The following is a 19,838-nucleotide window of genomic DNA, read 5'->3' on the forward strand; positions in this document are numbered from 1 at the left end:
CGCCGACAATCCTGGTTTCGATCACGGATTATCGGCGCAACCGGCAGACCCCGCTCGCCGCGGCGTGACGTGGCGCGATGGGTCTCGGACCGGCGGCGGCGCGTCAGCGGCTCGCCGCGACCACCTGCAGGAAATTGTCGTTGAAGCGGCGGGCGGCGAGCGCAAACTGCGGCAGCCGCGCCATGGTGTCGACCGCGAGCTTGTCGACGCCCTCCTTGCCGAGCGCCGCCTCGAGTGAGGCCGCATACTCCGGGATGTCCTCCCAGTCCGACACGGTGTCCTCGCCGATTTCGACGTGATACTGCACGCCATAGGCCGCCCGGCCGAACTTGAGCGCCTGCACGGCGCACAGCCCGTTCGCAGCCAGCACCTCGCCGCCCTCCGGCACCCGCGTCACCTCCGCGCCGTGCCACTGGAAGGTCTCGACCGGGTTGGCAAAGCCGGCGAACAATGGGTCGGCGGCCCCGGACGCGGTCAGCTCGACGGTGCCCAGCCCGACCTCCGGCGCCTTGGCACGGCCGACCGTGCCGCCGAGCGCCTCGGCAAGCAATTGGTGGCCGAGGCAGACGCCGAGATAGGGCCGGCCGAGGTCGCGCACCCAGCGGCGGATGGCAGCTTTCTCCGGCTTCAGCCAGGGATGTTCGGCCTCCTGCCAGACGTCCATCGGCCCGCCCATCACGATCAGCGCGTCATAGCGCTCCAGCGCCGGGATCGGCTCGCCGACATCGAGTTCGACGGCATCCCATTCGATGCCGGCCTCGCGCCACAGCTCGCGAAACGTGCCGGGGTGCTCGACGTCGAGGTGTTGGAAAACCAAAAAGCGCATGGAGGCCTCATACCCGGACAGACACCGTTCGATGACACGTCGGGGCGCGGCTGTCCAATGCCAACGCCGCATCGCCCGCCATCGGCGCCGCGCGCCATTGGCGGCGCCGGGCGGATCGCGTAAACACCCCTGCTGCAACCGACAGGGCCGTCATGCGCAAGGGCCTCGCGATTTCCGCGGCCGCTCATCTGGTTATCGCGACCGCCGCCATCGTGTTCGCCGGGCCGGCGCCGTTCGCGGTCGAGCCGGAAGCGGGCATCGAGGTCGAGCTGGTGCCGTCCGATGCTGCGCCGCCGGACCAGACCGCGGCGCCCAAAATGGAGCCCGCCAAGGTTGAGCCGCCGAAGGACGATCCGGCGCCGGATGAAACGCCCAAGCGCGACACCCCGCCCGACGCTCGCCCCGGCGCCAAGGATGACGGCAAGACCCCGCCCGCCCCGGCCGCGGACGCCGGCGAAGATAAGCCCGGCGGCACCCCACCGGATGCGGGACAGCCGCCACAGGCGTCACCGGCCGGAGGCGCCGCCGCTCCGCCCGCCGGCGAGGTGCCCACCGCCGAGCCATCTGCCGCGGAGGTGCCGGAGCCGTTCGACGCGGAGATGATGACGCAGATGGCGCAGCTCAACCGGCCCGGCGATTTCGACGCGGCTGCCACCGAAAAGGCCAAGCTTACGCCGGACGAGATCGCCGCGTTGAAGGCGTCGGTGCAGAAATGCTGGGCGGCTCCGCCCGGCATTGCCGGCGACACCAAGCTTCGGGTGATGATGCGGGTGTCGTTCAAGCGCAACGGCGCGCTCGCCGGCGAGCCGGCGCTGATCGCGGGCACCGCGTCCAGGTTCGGGCCGGCCTTGATGCGCGCGGCCCAGGACGCGCTGCGCCGCTGCCAGCCTTACGCCGTGCTGCCGCCTGGCAAATATCCGCAATGGCGGATGCTGGACCTGCCCTTTACACCGGACGGAATTTCCGGTGGCTGAGCGCGGCGCAAGGTCCGTATCTCCACGATTGAGGCTGCAACGCATAGCTCGCGGTGGACCCAGGCCCGAAGGTTAGGATTGTTTCAACGCGTCGCACTGAAAGGTGGCCGCGGCCAACCGGCCGCCCACCCAACCAGCGCCCGAAGCCCCGCGCTGAACACTTGCGCGAGGATCCATGACCGAGATCGCATATGGAGTCTGGGACGGTGTCGTGTACGACAACCGCCCGGGAATGTTGGCGTCCGCGGACCGTCCCGTGCCGCCGACGCTGACCAATTTCGACGTGTTCGACGACGACAACCGCATTCGCGCCTTCTTCGGCGACCGGGGCTTCTTCATCTTCGACACCGGCGTCGGCCTGATCGACGCGCTGTGGCGGCAGATGGCGGAGGCCGCCGACCAGAGTTGCGGAAAATGCACGCCGTGCCGGATGGGCACCGTGCTGGTGCGCGATGCGCTCGACACCATCCGCCACGGCGGCAAGGCCAGGCTGTCGCTCGACGAGATCGCGACGCTGGCCGAGCAGATGACCGCGACCTCGATGTGCGGCCTCGGCCAGACCTGCGCCAAGCCGCTGCTGGCGGCACTGCGCCATTTTCGCGATGTCGTCGACGGCGAACTCAAGCGCGGCCCGCAGCGCGAGCCCAATGGCCTGACCTACCTGACCGCGCCGTGCATCGAGGCCTGCCCCTCGCGCATCAACGTGCCGCGCTACATCGACTTCATCCGCGACGGCAAGCCGGAGCATTCGCTCGGCGTGATCTTGCAGAAATACCCGATGGCGGCGACCTGCGGCCGCGTCTGCGTCAGGTTCTGCGAGATGGCGTGCCGGCGCAAGATGGTCGACGAGGCGGTCGGCATCAAGACGCTGAAGCGCTACGTTGCCGACCAGCAGAAGAGTGGTCAGGCGCTCACCTTCGGCCGCGAGCTGATCGCCCATCCCCTGAGCCAGGACATGCGGGTGGCAGTGGTCGGCGCCGGGCCGGCGGGGCTGTCGTGCGCCTACCACCTGCTCCTGCACGGCTATCGCGTCGACATTCTGGAAGCGATGGGCGAAGCCGGCGGCATGGCCGCCATCGGCATCCCGAGCTACCGCCTGCCCAAGGACGTGCTGCGATCGGAGACCGACATCATCGCCGCGCTCGGCGGCCGCTTCCTGTTCAACCACGAGCTTGGGCGCGACGTCTCGATCGACGATCTGTTCGCGCGCGGCTACCGCGCGGTGTTCCTGGCGCTGGGCTGCCAGCAGGGCAGCCGGCTCGGAGTCGCCGGCGAGGACCCAACTGTAGCCGGCTACGAATCCGGCATCGATTTCCTGCTCGACGTGCACGACCACGTCGCCGGCACCCGCACCATCACGCTGTCCGGCGACGTGGTGGTGGTCGGCGGCGGCAACGTGGCGATGGACTGCGCGCGCTCGGCGCTGCGCATGGGCGCCGACACCGTCCACATCGTCTATCGCCGAACCCGCGAGGACATGCCCGCCGATGCCGACGAGATCGAGGCGGCGCTGGCCGAGGGCATTCGCTTCCACTACCTCGCCACCCCGATGCGCATCCTGGTCGAGGACCGCCGCATCGCCGGGGTGGAGCTGATCCGGATGCGGCGCACCGCGCCGGACGGCCGCGGCCGGCGCAACGTCGAGCCGGAGCCGGACACCGAGACCATCCTGCCCTGCACCACGCTGATCGCCGCCATCGGCCAGCAGATCAAGAAGGACGCGCTGCGCCCGGAGGACGGCATCAGCCTCGACCGCTGGAATTGCGTCGCGGTCGATCCGGTGGATCTTGCCACCTCGCGGCCCGGCGTGTTCGCCGGCGGCGACTGCTCGTCCGGCCCCTCGACGCTGATCCACGCCATGGCCGCCGGCCTCAAGGCGACGCGCAGCATCGACGACTGGATCCGGCTCGGCTACGTGCGCTTCCGTCCGCGCTCGCGGATGCGACGGCTGCTCAACGACAACAGGATGCTGGCCGACGACGCCGTCGAGGTGCCGGTGAAGCCGCAGTACCGCGTCCACCACCCTGAGCTCGACCCCAATGTGCGAACAGGGATGTTCGAGGAGGTCGAGCAGACCATCTGCGCCGAGGAGGCCTATCGCGAGGCCAAGCGCTGCATGCGCTGCTACCGCATTTACTCGGTGATCACCGAGCAGCCGATCCCGGAGGGAGCATGACCATGGCCACCCACACCGTTGCCGCGGCGGAGGTGACCTATTTCGAGGCCACCATCAACGGCGCGCCGATCACCGGCCGCTCCGACGAATCGATCCTGGCCTGTGCCCGTCGCCACGGCGTCTATATCCCGACGCTGTGCGAACTCGCCGATATCGACCACACCCCCGGCACCTGCCGGGTGTGCCTGGTCGAGATCCAAACCCAGGGCAGCGGCAAGACCCACCTCGTCACCTCCTGCACCACGCCGATGCAGGTCGGGCTCGAGATCTGGACCCGCACGCCGGAGGTGCGCGAGAAGCAGCGCCTGCAGGTCGAGCTGCTGCTCGCCGATCACGACCAGGACTGCGCCACCTGCATCCGCCACGGCCGCTGCGACCTGCAGGACGTCGCCCAGTTCGTCGGCCTGCGCCAAAACCGCTTTCATGACCCGGCGCGGGTGGCGATGCGGCCGATCGATGATTCCTCGCCCGCCTTGATCCGCAACATGAAGCGCTGCATCCGCTGCCAGCGCTGCATCGCGGTGTGCCGCGACGGCCAGGGCGTCGACGCGCTGATCCAGATCGGCACCGGGCTCGACACTGCGGTCGGGCTGCGCCACGGCCTGACGCAGAAGAACTCGGCCTGCGTCAGTTGCGGCCAGTGCGTCTTGGTGTGCCCGACCGGCGCGCTGGGCGAGCGCGACGAAACCGACCGCGCGCTGGAGATGATGTACGATCCCGAACTGGTCACCGTCGCCGAGTTCGCGCCGGCGGTGCGGGTCGGCTTCGGCGAGGAGTTCGGCCTGCCGCCCGGCACCAATGTCGAGGGCCAGATCATCACCGCGCTGCGCAAGCTCGGCGCCGACATCGTGCTCGATACCAATTTCGGCGCCGACCTCGTCATCATGGAGGAAGGCACCGAGCTGCTGCAACGCCTCGCCGAGAAGAAGCGCCCGACCTTCTCGTCGTGCTGCCCGGCCTGGATCAATTTCGCCGAGCGGCATTACCCGGACATCCTGCCGCTGCTCTCGACCACCAAGTCGCCGCAGCAATGCGTCGGCGCGCTGGCCAAGACCTATCTGCCCGAGAAGATGGGCATCGATCCCAGACGCATCCGCGTCATCTCGATCATGCCGTGCACCGCAAAGAAGGACGAGATCGCCCGCCGCCAGCTCCGCCACGACGGCATTGCTGAGGTCGACGTGGTGCTGACCACCCGTGAGTTCTCGCGCCTGCTCCGGCGCGAGGGCATCGACCTCAAGACGCTGGAGCCGTCGGCGTTCGACAACCCCTATATGAGCGAATACACCGGCGCCGGCGCCATCTTCGGCACCACCGGCGGGGTGATGGAGGCGGCGGTGCGGACGATGTACTACGTCGTCAACGGCCGCGAGCTGCCGAGCGTCGAGCTGGAGCAGTTGCGCGGTTTCGACGGCGTGCGCACCGCCACCGTCGACCTCGGCGGCGATGTCGGCGAGGTGAAGGTGGCGATGTGCCATGGCCTCAAGCCGACGCGACAGATCGTCGAGGCGGTGCGCAGCGGTAGCGCCGATTTCGACTTCATCGAAGTGATGGCCTGCCCCGGCGGCTGCGTCGACGGCGGCGGCTCGCTGCGCTCCAAGAAGCAATACCTGCCGCACGCGCTGAAGCGCCGCGAGACGCTGTTCGGCATCGACCGCAAGCGCGCGGTGCGCCAGTCCCATCACAACAAGCAGGTGCAGGCGCTCTATCGCGATTTCCTCGGCAGCCCGAACTCGCACAAGGCCCACGAGCTGCTGCACACCTGGTACAGCGACCGCAGGATCGAGATGAACCAGACCGTCCGTGAGATCTGGGCCGACATCAAGATGACGGGAAAGGTGTATTGAGGGGGCGCGTTCTTTGTCGTCCCGGGGCTCGCGCAGCGAGAACCCGGGACCCATGATCCACGACGCCGATGGCCTATCGGCGCCCGTTCAATCGAATTGTCCGCATCGCGGATCATGAGTCCTCGACAAGCCGAGCGCTCGGCTTGTCGAGGACGACCAGCGCGAAGCTTACCCCTCGAAATAAAACCCGTCCCCCGGAAGCTGGCCGCCGATCAAGGCCGGCGACAGCTCGGCCAGCGCCGACAGGAACGCCTCGATCGCCGGCCGCGCCTCACGCGCAGCGATGACGGTGGCATCGCCTTGCGCCAACGCCAGTTTGGTCGCGGCGGCAGGAAAGCCCATGCGCGCCTCAGCCAGCGCCGCGGCTGCCGCCGGCTCGGCCTTCACCCACGCGACCGCGTCGGCCGTGGCCCGGTGCAGCGCCCGCACCGCATCGGGTGCTTGGTCGGCAAACGATGCCGTCACCGCCAGCCCGGCCATCGGCAGAAAGGCCGCGCTGCCGGTCTGCTCGGCCCAGGCCGATTGCAGCGTGAACGCCCGCCGCAGCTTGAGGCCGGCTTTCGCCGCTGCCAGCAGCGCCGCGCTCGCGATCGGCTCGTTGAGCAGCACGGTCGAGGCGCGGCCGGCCAGCACCAGCTGCGTTGCCTCCGTGGCCGAGCCGGCATAATCGAGCGTCACGTCCTGGTCCGGCACCAGCCCGGCCGTCTTCAACAGCCAGCGCAGCGACACATCCGGCATATCATTGCGGAAATAGAGCTGGACGTGCTTGCCCTTGAGGTCGGCAAGGCGATTGACCGCCGGGTCGACACTGAGCACGTGCATGTGGCCGGCGCTGATCACCGACACCAGCTTCAGCTTCAAGCCGCGGCTGTCGAGGTTGGCGGCAACGTTGGTCGGCAAACTGACCGCCGTCGCCTCGCCCGACACCAGCGCGGCGCGCAGCTGGTCGGGGCTGCGCCACACCGCAAACGAGGCGCCCGCGGTCGCCAGGGCGGCGCTTTCGACCGCCCGCGCGATCAGGATCGAGGCGGTGCTCGGCGCCGCCAGGATCGACAGGCCCGGCGCCGCGGCGGCGGCGAGCGGGGCGGCGGCGAGGCCACCCAGCGCGGCGAGCGCGGCGCGGCGGGTGAAGGCGCGCGATGCGGTCATGCCGTGCCTCGCGGCGTGGCGATGCCGAGGTGGTTGGCGATGGCCTCGAGCGCGATCTGGTAGCCGAACGGCCCGAAGCCGCAGATCATGCCCACCGCCACCTTGGAGATGTAGGATTGGTGGCGGAACGGCTCGCGCCGGTGGATGTTCGACAGGTGGACCTCGATCACCGGCAGCTCGACGCTGGAAATGGCGTCCATGATGGCGATCGAGGTGTGGGTGTAGGCGCCGGCGTTGAGGACGATGCCGGCATGCGTGCCGCGCGCGGCGTGGATCCAGTCGATCAGGGTCCCTTCGCCGTTCGACTGGCGGAAATCGACGGCAAGGCCGAGCGTGTCCGCCTTGGCCCGGCAGTCGCGTTCGATGTCGGCGAGCGTCGCCCGGCCATAGACCTCCGGCTGCCGGGTGCCCAGCAGGTTGAGGTTCGGCCCATTGAGGATGAGGACGGACGGGGTCATGGTGCGATCGCAATTGGCTGACAGGGCTAACGGGCCAGCATTGGCCGGCCGCGGGCAGAAGTCCATCCCGGCGATCCGCTGAAGCTCGGCGGCACGAACTGGTCTATAGTGCCTGACCATCATCCCCGAGTTGCTCCATGACCTCCGGCAAAACCCCGCCCGGCAATACCCCGCCGGGCACCACGCCCCCCGGTCGCGAGCCGGCCAAGGCGGCGCGGGCCGGCCGGCGCCGCGGCACCGCCGTGTTGCCGGCGGCCGAGCCGATCGCCGATCTGCCCAAGCCCACCGCCGCCGCCCCGCCCGCCCAGCCCAGGCTGGAGCCGGCGAACGACCCCCAATCGCTAGCGCTGGTGCTCGGCGGCGGCGGCGCGCGCGGCCTCGCCCACCTTGCCGTGCTGGAGGCGCTGGACGAGCTCGGCGTGGTGCCGGCTATGATCGCCGGCACCTCGATCGGCGCGCTGATCGGCTCGGCCTACGCCTCCGGCATCCCGGCCAAGGACATCCGCCACCATCTCGTCCACAGCTTCCGCGACCGCGGCGGCATGCTGCAAAAGCTGATCGCCGCCCGGGTCGGGCGCTTCGTCGATCTGCTCTCGGCCGGGCTCGGCAATCCGGTGCTGGTCAATGGCGAGACGCTGTTCGCCGCGTTCCTGCCGGACGGGCTGAAGAGCGATTTCGCCGAGCTGACGATTCCGCTGGCGGTGGTGGCGACCGATTTTTACGCCCGCGCCGCGGTGTCGTTCACCGAAGGGCCGCTGCTGCCGACGGTCGCGGCCTCGGCCGCGGTGCCGGGCCTGGTGCGGCCGCTCGAGATCAGCGGCCGCATCTTCATCGACGGCGCCGCCACCGATCCGGTGCCGGTGTCCGCCGTCGCCGGCCGGGCGCGCTACGTGCTGGCGGTCGACGTCACCGGCCGGCCGACCGGCGATGTCGGCGCCATGCCGGCGGCGCTGGAGGCGACGTTCGCCGCCGCCCAGATCATGCAGGCGGTGATCGCGGCGGAAAAGCTGCGCCGCCACCCGCCCGACATTCTGGTGAGGCCGAACGTCGACGTGTTCGGCCTGATCGACTTTTTGCAGACCCACGCCATCCTGCGCGCGGCAGAACCGGTGAAGGACGAGGTCAAGCGCCGCGTCGCGGCGCTGCTCGATGTCGCGATCAAGGCGTGACCGCGATGCGCTCACAACGGCTGCCATAGGATGGCTCCGCGCCACAGCCAGCTGGGGCAACCCCGCCTTGCCAAACCCGCACCATCGGCATCACCATTTAAGCTCGATAATGCAGAATTGGTTGCCGGCTATGCCAGACCGTTCTCCGGCCCGCATATCTTCGGAACCAAACCATTGGACCTTAGCGAATTTCCGCAAATACCGGCTCCTGGAAACAACGCTGCGACCAAGATGCGGAACCAAGATGCGCCGTGCCGTTTACTGACGATGCGACCAGGCGGAGACCATGCAAATCATCTCAACTGACGTCGTGGTGATCGGCGGCGGCGGTGCCGGCCTGCGCGCTGCCATCGCCGCCACCGAGGCCGACCCGGCCCTCTCCATCGCGCTGGTTTCCAAGGTGCTGCCGATGCGCAGCCACACCGTGGCCGCCGAAGGCGGCTCCGCCGGCGTGGTGCGCGAGGACGACAGCCTCGAGCAGCATTTCCACGACACCGTCGCCGGCGGCGACTGGCTGTGCGACCAGGACGCGGTGGAGTATTTCGTCCGGCACTGCACCGAGGAGATGGTGCAGCTGGAGCGCTGGGGCTGTCCGTGGAGCCGCAAGCCCGACGGCAGCGTCAATGTCCGCTTCTTCGGCGGCATGACGGTGCAGCGCACCTGGTTCGCCGCCGACAAGAGCGGCTTTCACATCCTGCACACGCTGTTCCAGACCTCGTACAAATACCCCTCGATCAAGCGATTTGACGAGTATTTCTGCGCCGACCTCCTGGTCGAGGACGGCCGTGTGCGCGGCGTTCTCGCCATCGAGATCGCCACCGGCGAGATGGTGCTGTTTGCCTGCAACGCCGTCATTCTCGCCACCGGCGGCGCCGGCCGGGTGTTCCGCCAGAACACCAATGCCGGCATCGTCACCGGCGAGGGCATGGGGCTGGCGTTCCGCAAGGGTGCGGTGCTGCGCGACATGGAATTCGTGCAGTGGCATCCGACCTGCCTGCCCGGTACCGGCATCCTGATGAGCGAGGCCTGCCGCGGCGAGGGCGCCATCCTCACCAACAAGGACGGCTACCGCTATCTGCAGGACTATGGCCTCGGCCCGCTCGACCCCTGGCCGCGGGCGAAGGCGATGGAGCTCGGGCCCCGCGACCGCCTGTCGCAGGCGTTCTGGCACGAGGACAACAAGGGCAATACCATCCAGACGCCGTACGGCAGCGCGGTGAACCTCGATCTGCGCCACCTCGGCGAGAAGAAGATCCTGGAGCGCCTGCCGCTGATCACGGAAGCGGCGCGCACCTTCGCCGGCGTCGACCCGGTCAAGCAACCGATCCCGGTGCGGCCGGCGGTGCACTACACCATGGGCGGCATCGCCACCAACGTTCACACCGAGACCGCGGTCGCCGGCCTCTACGCCGCCGGCGAATGCGCCAGCGTCGGCATCCATGGCGCCAACCGGCTCGGTTCCAACTCGCTGGCCGAGCTTTTGGTGTTCGGCAAGGTGGCCGGTGTACGCGCCGCCCAGCATGCGAGGTCGGTGCGGCCGGCGAGCGCGGAGCGCACCGCCCGCCAGGCCGACGCCACCGCCACCCGGCTGGTCCGACTGATCGACAGCGAGCGCGGCGAGCGCACCGTCACGCTGCGCGACGAAATGATGGACGCGATGGAGGCGGGGGTCGGGCTTTTCCGCACCGTGAACGGGCTCAAGGCGGCCTGCGCCAAGCTCGCCGAATTGCGCCAGCGCTACCGCCGCGGCGTCAAGCTCGACGACACCAACCGCGCCTTCAACACCGAGTGGCTCGCCGCCGTCGAACTGGGCGCGATGCTGGAGGTCGCCGAGGCGATGGCGCACTCGGCGCTGTGGCGCAAGGAATCGCGCGGCGCCCACCAGCGGCTCGATCTGCCGACGCGGGACGACAAGCGCTACCTCGTCCACACCATCGCCAAATCCGGCGGTGACGGCACGCCGTCGATCAAGTCGGCGCCGGTGACGATCACCAAGTCGCGGCCGGGCGCGCGCGTCTATGGCGGCGCCGGCAGCAAAGCCGAGCTGACGTGAGATGGCCATGACCGACACCCGCACTATCCGCATCGAAGCCGTGCGCTTCAACCCCGAGACCGACCAAGAGCCGCGCCGGCAGAGCTATGACGTGCCGTTCACACCCGACATGTCGGTGCTGCAAGGGCTGCAATACATCAAGGACCATCTCGACGGCTCGCTCACCTTCCGCTGGTCGTGCCGCATGGCGGTGTGCGGCTCGTGCGGCATGATGATCAACGACACCCCGAAGCTGTCGTGCGAGACCTTCCTGCGCGACCTCTACCCCGGGCCGGTGAAGGTGGCGCCGCTCGACAACTTCCCCATCCAGCGCGACCTCGCCATCGACCAAACCGGCTTCCTCGACAAGCTGGCCATGATCAAGCCCTACATCGTGGCGAAGCAGGACAAGCCGCTGTCGGAAGGCACCTTCCGCCAGACCCCGGCGCAGCTTGAGGCCTATTACCAGTACTCGCAGTGCATCAACTGCCTACTCTGCTACGCCGCCTGCCCGCAGTTCGGGCTGAACGATCAGTTCGTCGGCCCGGCGGCGCTGTCGCTGCTGCAGCGCTACAATCTCGACTCGCGCGACGTCGGCTGGTCGGTGCGCGCCGACGTCGCCAACGCCGACATCGGGGTGTGGGAGTGCACCGTGGTCGGATACTGCTCCGAGGTCTGCCCCAAGGGCGTCGACCCGATGCACGCCATCAACGAGAACAAGGTCAATTCGGCGCTCGACTATATTGGGCTGAAGCGCCTTGTGGGAGGCCGGTGATGACCGAGGTGAAAACCTATCGCCGGGCGATGCCGGCGACGTGGTGGCTGCGGAACCCGTTCTATCTCGTCTACATGGTGCGCGAAGCCTCCGCGGTGTTCTTCTTCCTCTACGCGCTGGTGCTGCTGTGGGGGCTCTATACGTTGAGCTTGGGCGAGGCCGCCTATGACGGCTGGCGCGCGATGCTGGCGACGCCGGCCATGATCGCGTTCCACGTCGTGGCGGCAGCGTTCGCGCTGCTGCACACGGTGACGTGGTTCATGGTGCTGCCCAAGACCGCGCCGACGCTGCGGTTTGGCGGCCGGGTGGTGCCCGACCTCGCGGTGGTGGTGATCGGCGTTGCCGCGGCGGCGGCAATTTCACTGTTCGTCTATGGCTGGATCGCCGGGCTGTTGCCGCCGTGGCTGGCCGATATCGTCCGCATGCTCGTCCCGGCGGGAGGCGCGTCATGACCAAGCCGCTGAAGCGTTCGCAGGAGCCGATCTTCTGGCTGCTGTTCGGCGGCGGCGGCACGCTGGCCGCGCTGGTCGGCGTCGCCTTGATCGTCATCACCGGGATCCTGGTGCCGACCGGTACCGGCGTTGCGGCCGACACCATGAGCTATGCCGCCATGCACGCCTTTGCCGCGGCGCCGTTTGGCAAGGCGGTGATCTTCTTGGTGATCGCGCTGCTACTGTGGCACGGCGTGCACCGCATGGCGGCGAGCGCGCACCATGTCGGCCTCGCCAGCGCCCATACCGCGCAGATCGTGCTGCGCGGTATCGCCGCGGTGGCGACCGTGGCCTGCGCCGTGCTGGTGTTCAGCATCGGCTGAGGCGGAGCACGCGCAAACCCTGATCGCGCCGGCGGCAAAACCGCTTTAGGCCTTCGGCGTGGAACCCGTCACCCCGACCGACGATCGGTTGCCCGAGCCGTTCCGGCGCTGGTTCGCCGGGCGCGGCTGGGCGCCGCGCCCGCATCAGCTCGCGCTGATGGACAAGGCGCGGGCCGGCCGCTCGACGCTGTTGATCGCGCCGACCGGCGCCGGCAAGACCCTGGCGGGCTTTCTGCCCAGCCTGGCCGAGCTGGCAGCCGGCCCGCCCGAGACGCAGCGTGGGCTCCATACCCTCTACATCTCGCCGTTGAAGGCGCTCGCGGTCGATATCGCCCGCAATCTCGAAACCCCGGTTGCCGAGATCGGCCTGCCGATCCGCATCGAGACCCGGACCGGCGACACCCCGTCCTCCAAGCGCCAGCGGCAGCGTCGCGACCCGCCCGACATCCTGCTCACCACCCCGGAGCAGCTGGCGCTGCTGCTCTCCACCGCGGATGCGCCGTACCTGTTCGCCACGCTGAAACGCGTGGTGCTGGACGAGCTGCACGCCCTGGTGATCTCCAAGCGCGGCGAGTTGCTGGCGCTCGGGCTCGCCCGGCTCCACGCGCTGGCGCCAAGGCTGCAGACCATCGGGCTGTCGGCCACGGTGGCGTGGCCGGAGGCGCTGCGCCGCTACCTGGTGCCGCAGACCGCCGCCAGCGAACTGGCCGACCTGGTGGAGGCGCCGCCCGGCGCTTCGCCGCAGGTTTTGATGCTCGACACCGCCGAGCGGCTGCCGTGGGCCGGGCATTCGGCGCGCCACGCCGTCGGCGAGGTCTACCACCTGATCAGGCGTCACCGCACCACGCTGGTGTTCGTCAACACCCGCATGCAGGCCGAGTTGGTGTTCCAGCTGCTGTGGGAAGCCAATGACGACAATCTGCCAATCGCGCTGCATCACGGCTCGCTCGACGTCGCCCAGCGCCGCAAGGTCGAGGCGGCGATGGCCGACGGCCGGCTCAAGGCGGTGGTGGCGACCTCCTCGCTCGACCTCGGCATCGATTGGGGCGACATCGACCTTGTCATCAATGTCGGCGCGCCCAAGGGCGCCTCGCGGCTGATCCAGCGCATCGGCCGCGCCAACCACCGGCTCGATGAGCCGTCGAAGGCCGTCCTGGTGCCGGCCAACCGCTTCGAGGTGCTGGAATGCCGCGCCGCCCAGGAGGCGGTCGCCGCCGGCGCCCAGGATACCGAGCTGCCCCGCCGCGGCGGGCTCGACGTGCTGGCCCAGCACATTCTCGGCACGGCGTGCGCGGCGCCGTTTTCCGCCGACGGCCTGTTTGCCGAGGTGACCCGGGCTGCGCCCTACGCCGATCTCTCCCGCGCCGACTTCGACGCCACCCTCAGCTTTGCCGCCACCGGTGGCTACGCGCTGAAGAGCTATGAGCGGTTCGCCAAGCTGCGCCAGCGCAAGGATGGCCTGTGGCGCATCGCCAACCCGCGCTTTGCCCAGCAGTACCGGCTCAATATCGGCACCATCGTCGAATCGGACCTGCTGACGGTGCGGCTGGTGCGCGGCCGCCGCCGCGCCGAGGGCTCCACCGGGCCGCTTGGCCGCGGCGGCCGGGCGCTGGGCACGGTCGAGGAGAGCTTCGTCGAGACGCTGACCGCGGGCGATTCCTTCGTGTTCGCCGGCGAAATTGTCGCGTTCGAGGCCATCGTCGAGGATCAGGTCTATGTGTCGTGGTCGAGCGATCCCGAACCGCGCATCCCGTCCTATTTCGGCGGCAAGTTTCCGCTGTCGACCTTTTTGGCCGAAAAGGTGCGAGCGATGATCGCCGATCCGGCGCAATGGGCGGCGCTGCCGGCGCAGGTGGCGGAGTGGCTGTCGATCCAGCGTCGCAACGCCCGCCTGCCGCGCCCGGGCGAGCTGATGGTGGAGACCTTTCCGCGCGAGGGCCGGCACTATCTGGTCGCCTACCCGTTCGAGGGCCGGCTGGCGCACCAGACCCTCGGCATGCTGCTGACGCGGCGGCTGGAGCGGGCGCACCTCGCCCCGCTCGGCTTCGTCGCCAACGATTACGCCCTGGCGGTGTGGACGCGGGCGGACCTGTCGTCGGCAATCGCAGCGCGGCGGCTCGCGCTCGGCGCGCTGTTCGACCAGGACATGCTGGGCGACGATCTGGAAGCCTGGCTCGACGAATCGGCGCTGATGAAGCGAACCTTCCGCAGTTGCGCCATCATTGCCGGGCTGATCGAGCGCCGCCACCCCGGCAAGGAAAAATCAGGCCGGCAGATGACGATGTCGACCGACCTCGTTTTTGACGTGCTGCGCCGCCATGAGCCGGACCACCTGCTGCTGCGCGTCGCCCGGGCCGATGCCGCCACCGGCCTCATCGACCTCCGCCGGCTGGCGATGCTGCTTGCGCGCGTGCACGGCTCCATTCGCCACGTGGCGCTAGAGAAGGTGTCGCCGCTGGCGGTGCCGGTGCTGCTCGAGATCGGCCGCGAGCCGGTGTTCGGCGCCGGCGCGGAGGAGTTGATGGCGGAGAACGCGGCCGAGCTGGTCGAGGAGGCGATGCGGTGAGCGCGGCGGGAAGTGCCAGCTTCACGGTGGCCGGCGCCGAACTGGTGGCCGACCCGCTGGGCGGGCTGTGGTGGCCGGCCGAACGGCTGCTGGCGGTGGCCGATCTCCATTTTGAGAAGGGCTCGAGCTTTGCCGCGCGCGGCCGGCCACTGCCACCCTACGACACCATCGACACCTTGGCAGCGCTGGCGCGGTTGATCGCGCACTATCGTCCGGCACAGGTGGTGGCGCTCGGCGACAGCTTCCACGATCCCTACGCATATCAACGACTTACCGCGCAGCATCGTGCAGCAATCGCCGCGTTGCAGGCGGGCCGGCGCTGGGTGTGGATCGCCGGCAACCACGACCCGATGCCGCCGGCCCGGCTTGGGTGTGCGGGAATTGGCGGCGAGGTGGCGGACGAGCTTCGGCTCGGCCCGCTCAGCTTTCGCCACCAGCCGACGCCGGGGCCGGCGCCGGGCGAGATCGCCGGCCATCTCCACCCCGCCGCCAAGCTGCGCGGGGCGGGCGGCTCGGTGCGGCGACGCTGCTTCGCCACCTGCGGCGCGCGGGTGGTGATGCCGGCGCTCGGCGCCTATGCCGGCGGGCTCAACGTCCGCGACGCTGCCTTCGCGCCGCTGTTTCCGGCCGGCTTCGCCGCCTTGATGCTGGGCGCGAAGGTCTACCCGGTGGCATCGGACCGGCTGTGGCCGGATTGACCAGGCGGCGGCCGGTCAAAGCCGCCTGCCCTCGACGAAGGCGCGGATCAGGTGGTGGGCCAGCGCGGTCGGCGGCGGGCAGAAGCTCTGGTCGGGGTGGCTGCGGCTGAGCATCAGCGCGGCGTCGCGCCGCGCCACCCAGCGGGCGCCGAGCAACTCGGAGGTGTCGACGGTCAGCAGCTCGCTGAGGCCTTCGGCGATGCAGCCGACCATCACCGACATCGGGAACGGCCAGGGCTGGGAGGCGAGGTAGCGCACCCGCCCGACCGCGACGCCGGCCTCCTCGCGGGTCTCGCGGCGCACGGCGTCCTCGAAAGTCTCGCCGGGCTCGACGAAGCCGGCGAGGCACGACCACATCCCGGGCGGAAAGCGCGCCTGCCGGCACAGCAGGCAGCGCTCGCCGCGGGTGACGAGCATGATCACCACCGGGTCGGTGCGCGGGAAGTGCTCGGCCTGGCACGACGGGCAGTCGCGTTTCCAGCCGGCGAGGCCGAGCCGGGTCGGCGTTCCGCAGGCGGAGCAAAACCGATGGGTGGCGTGCCAGTGCATCAGCGCCTTGGCGGTGGCGAGCCCGGCGAGCTGGCCGGGCGGCACCAGCCCCTGCATCGCAATCGAGCGGAGATCCGACACGAACACGTCGGGATAGGTGGCCTGGGTCTCCGTGGTCACGGCGTCGATCAGGGTGGCAAAGCGCGGCGCCCGGCCCTCCAGGCCGAGAAAGGCCCGCTCCCGCGCCACCCCGATGCCGGCGGCGCGGTCGAGATCGAACAGGGCGTCGTAGCCCGCGTCGACCCGGTGCAGCACGATCATCTCGCCGGCGACGACGTAGCTGCGGGCGGCGGGATCGAGCGCGGCACCGGCCAGGAAGGCGTCGTCGGTGCGATGCTCGCTGGCTCGGTCGATCGTGCCGCCGACATAGCCAAGAGGCGGCGGCGGGGCGCGCCGGAATGAAGGCCGAAGCATGAGGTGCCGCAGGAGCTTGAGCATTTTCCGCAAGCGCGGGAACCGACCTTGCGGCAGAAAATGCGAAAATTCAGAAGCCTGGAGGATCCGCTTGGTGGGTGGTCGGCGGAGGCTCCAAGGGGCGATCAGACCGCAAGACTGGCGCGGAGCGACTTGACGAAGGCATCGCGGGCGGCGGGCTCAAACGGCACCGGCGCCCCCTTGCCCCACACCGGATCGGGCCACGCCGAATCGGTGCTGAAGCGGGCGATAACGTGGATGTGAAGCTGCGACACCTGGTTGCCGAGCGCGGCAACGTTGAGCTTGTCGCAGCCGGTCGCCTCCTTCAGCGCACGCGAGGCCGCGGCGATCTCCTCGATCACGGCGCCGCGGTCTTCCTCCGAAAGGTCAATCAGATCAATGGCACCGGCGACCTGCGGAATCAGCAGCAGCCAGGGAAAGCGACGGTCGTCGACCAGCCGGACGACCGAGAGCGGCAACTCGGCCACCGCGACGCTGCCCTGTTCAAGGCGGGGGTCTATCGCGAACGCAACGGACATATCGTCGTCTCCTGAACCTCATCGTCATAGAGTGCGACTAAACCGCATGAAACCGGCCATGTCTGTGTCGGTTGATGCAATTGGGGCTGTTCTTGCGTCGCCAGAGTGAACACCCGATGAAGTATGGCATCAAACGTCGCTGGATCCTGGTCGGCGCCGTGCTGCTGGCATTCGGCATTCCGTCCACCGTGCCGGCCTCCGACGATCCGGTGGCCCTGGTTCGAGACGTCTACAGCCGGGCGGCGACGCTCGGCGCCAACGCGCTGCCGGAGCGCGACTTCCTCGCATTGCTGAGCGCCGAGCTGCGCAAGGCGTGGCAGCTGCGAGGCAAGCCCGCCGGCAACGGCGCAGGGGTGAGAACCGCGGTGTTCGGCCCCGGCGCCGGTGCCGGCCGCAGCGTTGCGGTGCAGCGCGTCACCAACATTCCCGGCCTGCCGAAGGAACGCATCGTTGCGGTGGAGTTCACGTCCGGGACGGAAGCGCGGCAGGTGTTCGTCCATCTGGCGCCCGACGCGGGACGATGGACCATTGTCAACATCATCTATGACGAGGGCGACGACTTCCGCCAAAGCGCCGAACGATTTGCCAAGGCGGCAGGATGATGGCGGCAGAGCTGTCGTCTGCCACCTCCGGCCGGCCGCGCCGGCCCGAACACGCCAACGATGCCGGCCAAACCGCCGGACGTCGTCCGCGCGTGCCGCCGGGGATATGCGCCGATGAGGCGCAAAGCCGGCTTGCCTTCGGCGCGCGGGCAGACGATATAGGGCTCGGGAGGTTGGCGGTGGACGGACCACTCGCCAACCGGGTCAGGTCCGGAAGGAAGCAGCCCTAACGAGATTGAGCCGGGTCGCTCGTCCAGCCTCCCACTTTCGTCCGCGACATGCGACGCGCGCCTTGGGCCGCGCACAACCGCCGGCGAGGCCGGGTCGCCCGTTTGCCGGCCCACTCCTTCACTGGTTGACGATCCCGGTGTCGGTCCAGGTGGCGATGCCGGTCGAATCACCCGACGACAAGGCCGTCCCTGCGATGACCGATGTGCCCCCGCCTTCCCTCCCCGCGGACGGCCCGGCCCTGCCGGGGCTGGAGATGGTGGCCAAGCCGGCGGCGGGCTACCGGGTGCTGGCGCGCAAATATCGCCCGCAGCGGTTCGAGGACCTGATCGGCCAGCAGGCGATGGTCCGCACCATCGGCAACGCGTTCGCAACCGGACGCATTCCCCAGGCCTGGGTGCTGACCGGCGTGCGTGGCGTCGGCAAGACCACCACCGCGCGCATCCTGGCCCGCGCCCTCAATTATGAGGCGCCGGGTGTCGCCGGCCCGACCATCGACCTCAAGGCCGAAGGCGTGCATTGCCGCGCCATCATGGAAAGCCGCCACGTCGACGTGATCGAGATCGACGCCGCCTCCCACAACGGCGTCGCCGACATTCGCGAGCTCACCGACAATTCGCGCTACCGTCCGGTCGCGGCGCGCATGAAGGTCTATATCGTCGACGAAGTGCACATGCTGTCGACGGCGGCGTTCAACGCCCTGCTCAAGACGCTGGAAGAGCCGCCCGAGCACGTCAAATTCATCTTCGCCACCACCGAGATCCGCAAAGTTCCGGTCACGGTGCTGTCGCGCTGCCAGCGCTTCGATTTGCGCCGGGTCGAGGGCGCGACCCTGGTCGGCCATCTCGCCGGCATCTGCGACAAGGAAGCCGTCACTGCTGATCCGGAGGCGCTCGCCGTTATCGCGCGCGCCGCCGAGGGCTCGGTGCGCGATTCGCTGTCGCTGCTCGATCAGGCCATCGCCCACGGCGCCGGCCGGATCGAGGCGGAGGCGGTGCGCACCATGCTCGGCCTTGCCGACCGCGCCCGCATCATCGACCTGTTCCAGGCGCTGATGCGCGGCGACATCGCCGGCGCGCTGGCCGAGTTCCGCGAACAATATGATGGCGGCGCCGACCCCGCCTCGATCCTGGTCGACCTCGCCGACTTCACCCACCTCGTCACCCGCGTGAAGATCGTGCCAACGGTAGCCGACGACCCCGCTCTGGTCGAGGCCGAGCGCCGCGGCGCCCGCGAGCTGGCCGGCGCGCTGGCGATGCGGGTGCTGGCGCGGGCGTGGCAGATGCTGTCGAAGGGCGTCGCCGAGGTGAACGCCCACGCCCGCCCGGCGCAGGCCGCCGAAATGGTGCTGGTGCGCCTCGCCTATGCCGCCGACATGCCGACGCCAGACGAGGCGCTGCGCAAATTGTCCGATCTCGTCTCCGCGGGCGCTGCCCCGGCGGCTCCCTCCGGCAATGGCGGCAACGGCGCCCGCGCCCAGCGCTTTGGTGGCGCCCAGGCGGCAACGCACGCCGTGGCCACCGTGGCGGCGCCCCAAACCGAGGCTGTGGGCGCGCCACGTCTCAACGCGTTCGAAGAGGTGGTCGCTCTTGCCGCGAGCCACCGCGACATCCTGCTCAAGACCCAGCTCGAGACCGGGGTGCGGCTGGTGGCGTTCCAGGACGGCCGGCTGGAGATCGCGCTGGCCGGGGCCTCGCCCACGATCATCACCGAACTCGGCGAAAAGCTGAAAAGCTGGACCGGGCGGCGCTGGGTGGTGACGCTGTCACGCGAGGGCGGCGGCAAGACCATCGCCGAGCAGCGCCAGGAAGAAGCCGACCAGGTGCGCGAGGGCATCGACGCCAATCCGGTGGTGCGCGCGGTGCTGGAGCGCTTCCCCGGCGCCAAGATCGCCCGCGTCCGCCATCTCGCTGCCGCGCCGGCGACGGACACGCCCCCCCTTGCCGATCTGCCGCCGCTCGACGATGAAGGGCTCGACGGCCTGTTCGCCGGGCCCGACGACGACGACATCCAATAACGCCG

General features: G+C 69.5%; 17 protein-coding genes and 1 other RNA gene. 13 read left to right on the plus strand and 5 right to left on the minus strand.

Translation table 11 applies throughout. The features are described 5' to 3' along the window. Positions 1-103: 103 nt before the first annotated feature. On the minus strand, positions 104-826 hold the full coding sequence (locus BVIR_RS14370; protein WP_055038269.1) for a type 1 glutamine amidotransferase: 723 nt from the start codon (positions 824-826) through the stop codon (positions 104-106). A gap of 152 nt (positions 827-978) precedes the next feature. Between BVIR_RS14370 and BVIR_RS14375 the strand changes: the two genes are divergently transcribed. The 3 genes from BVIR_RS14375 to BVIR_RS14385 all read left to right on the plus strand — a co-directional run bounded on the left by BVIR_RS14375 (position 979) and on the right by BVIR_RS14385 (position 5,823). Then, on the plus strand, positions 979-1,800 hold the full coding sequence (locus BVIR_RS14375) for a hypothetical protein (protein WP_055038270.1): 822 nt from the start codon (positions 979-981) through the stop codon (positions 1,798-1,800). A gap of 256 nt (positions 1,801-2,056) precedes the next feature. Then, positions 2,057-3,976 (plus strand): FAD-dependent oxidoreductase, encoded by a 1,920-nt coding sequence (locus tag BVIR_RS14380; RefSeq protein ID WP_236823617.1) that lies wholly within the window; start codon positions 2,057-2,059, stop codon positions 3,974-3,976. After that, a complete protein-coding gene (locus BVIR_RS14385; RefSeq protein WP_082417183.1) occupies positions 3,973-5,823 on the plus strand; it encodes a [FeFe] hydrogenase, group A in 1,851 nt (616 codons plus the stop codon). The genes BVIR_RS14380 and BVIR_RS14385 overlap by 4 nt, the downstream gene beginning before the upstream one ends. Before the next feature lie 168 nt (positions 5,824-5,991). On the opposite strand, the gene BVIR_RS14390 is transcribed toward BVIR_RS14385, so the two are convergent. Together BVIR_RS14390 and aroQ are read right to left on the minus strand one after the other, a co-directional pair. Next, entirely contained in the window at positions 5,992-6,972 is a 981-nt protein-coding gene (locus BVIR_RS14390) for an ABC transporter substrate-binding protein (RefSeq protein WP_055038272.1), read from the minus strand. After that, complete coding sequence (gene aroQ / locus BVIR_RS14395; protein ID WP_055038273.1) at positions 6,969-7,430, minus strand: type II 3-dehydroquinate dehydratase; 462 nt, start codon at positions 7,428-7,430, stop codon at positions 6,969-6,971. The genes BVIR_RS14390 and aroQ overlap by 4 nt, the downstream gene beginning before the upstream one ends. Positions 7,431-7,567: 137 nt before the next feature. Here aroQ and BVIR_RS14400 point away from each other — a divergent pair, with 137 nt between their 5' ends. The 7 genes from BVIR_RS14400 (at position 7,568) to pdeM (ending at position 15,484) form a co-directional block, all read left to right on the plus strand. Further along, positions 7,568-8,599: a patatin-like phospholipase family protein gene (locus BVIR_RS14400; protein WP_055038274.1), complete on the plus strand. Its 1,032-nt coding sequence runs from the start codon at positions 7,568-7,570 to the stop codon at positions 8,597-8,599. Between the two features lie 286 nt (positions 8,600-8,885). Then, entirely contained in the window at positions 8,886-10,652 is a 1,767-nt protein-coding gene (frdA, locus tag BVIR_RS14405) for a fumarate reductase (quinol) flavoprotein subunit (RefSeq protein WP_055038275.1), read from the plus strand. Positions 10,653-10,659: 7 nt separating this feature from the next. Next, on the plus strand, positions 10,660-11,406 hold the full coding sequence (locus BVIR_RS14410; RefSeq protein ID WP_055038924.1) for a succinate dehydrogenase/fumarate reductase iron-sulfur subunit: 747 nt from the start codon (positions 10,660-10,662) through the stop codon (positions 11,404-11,406). After that, the gene (locus tag BVIR_RS14415; RefSeq protein ID WP_055038276.1) at positions 11,406-11,858 is read left to right on the plus strand and encodes a fumarate reductase subunit C; all 453 of its coding nucleotides are present in this window, start codon (positions 11,406-11,408) and stop codon (positions 11,856-11,858) included. The genes BVIR_RS14410 and BVIR_RS14415 overlap by 1 nt, the downstream gene beginning before the upstream one ends. Continuing rightward, on the plus strand, positions 11,855-12,220 hold the full coding sequence (frdD, locus tag BVIR_RS14420) for a fumarate reductase subunit FrdD (RefSeq protein ID WP_197604373.1): 366 nt from the start codon (positions 11,855-11,857) through the stop codon (positions 12,218-12,220). Before BVIR_RS14415 ends, frdD begins: the two co-directional genes overlap by 4 nt. Before the next feature lie 58 nt (positions 12,221-12,278). Beyond that, positions 12,279-14,786 (plus strand): ligase-associated DNA damage response DEXH box helicase, encoded by a 2,508-nt coding sequence (locus BVIR_RS14425; RefSeq protein ID WP_055038277.1) that lies wholly within the window; start codon positions 12,279-12,281, stop codon positions 14,784-14,786. Next, positions 14,783-15,484, plus strand: coding sequence for a ligase-associated DNA damage response endonuclease PdeM (gene pdeM / locus BVIR_RS14430; protein WP_055038278.1), 702 nt, complete (start codon positions 14,783-14,785; stop codon positions 15,482-15,484). Before BVIR_RS14425 ends, pdeM begins: the two co-directional genes overlap by 4 nt. A 15-nt stretch (positions 15,485-15,499) precedes the next feature. On the opposite strand, the gene nudC is transcribed toward pdeM, so the two are convergent. Together nudC and BVIR_RS14440 are read right to left on the minus strand one after the other, a co-directional pair. Continuing rightward, on the minus strand, positions 15,500-16,447 hold the full coding sequence (gene nudC / locus BVIR_RS14435; RefSeq protein ID WP_082417410.1) for an NAD(+) diphosphatase: 948 nt from the start codon (positions 16,445-16,447) through the stop codon (positions 15,500-15,502). 125 nt (positions 16,448-16,572) lie between these two features. Next, positions 16,573-16,986, minus strand: coding sequence for an HIT family protein (locus BVIR_RS14440; protein ID WP_055038280.1), 414 nt, complete (start codon positions 16,984-16,986; stop codon positions 16,573-16,575). A 116-nt stretch (positions 16,987-17,102) separates the two neighbouring features. Between BVIR_RS14440 and BVIR_RS14445 the strand changes: the two genes are divergently transcribed. From BVIR_RS14445 to BVIR_RS14450, 3 genes are all read left to right on the plus strand, one after another. After that, positions 17,103-17,588, plus strand: a complete 486-nt coding sequence (locus tag BVIR_RS14445; RefSeq protein WP_055038281.1) for a hypothetical protein — start codon at positions 17,103-17,105, stop codon at positions 17,586-17,588. A gap of 168 nt (positions 17,589-17,756) precedes the next feature. Further along, positions 17,757-17,853: signal recognition particle sRNA small type (gene ffs, locus BVIR_RS16535), an RNA gene on the plus strand. A 159-nt stretch (positions 17,854-18,012) separates the two neighbouring features. Then, positions 18,013-19,833, plus strand: a complete 1,821-nt coding sequence (locus BVIR_RS14450) for a DNA polymerase III subunit gamma/tau (protein ID WP_055038926.1) — start codon at positions 18,013-18,015, stop codon at positions 19,831-19,833. The last annotated feature ends 5 nt before the right edge of the window (positions 19,834-19,838 follow it).

Source organism: Blastochloris viridis (genome assembly GCF_001402875.1).
In the GTDB taxonomy this organism is placed as follows: Bacteria; Pseudomonadota; Alphaproteobacteria; order Rhizobiales; family Xanthobacteraceae; genus Blastochloris; species Blastochloris viridis.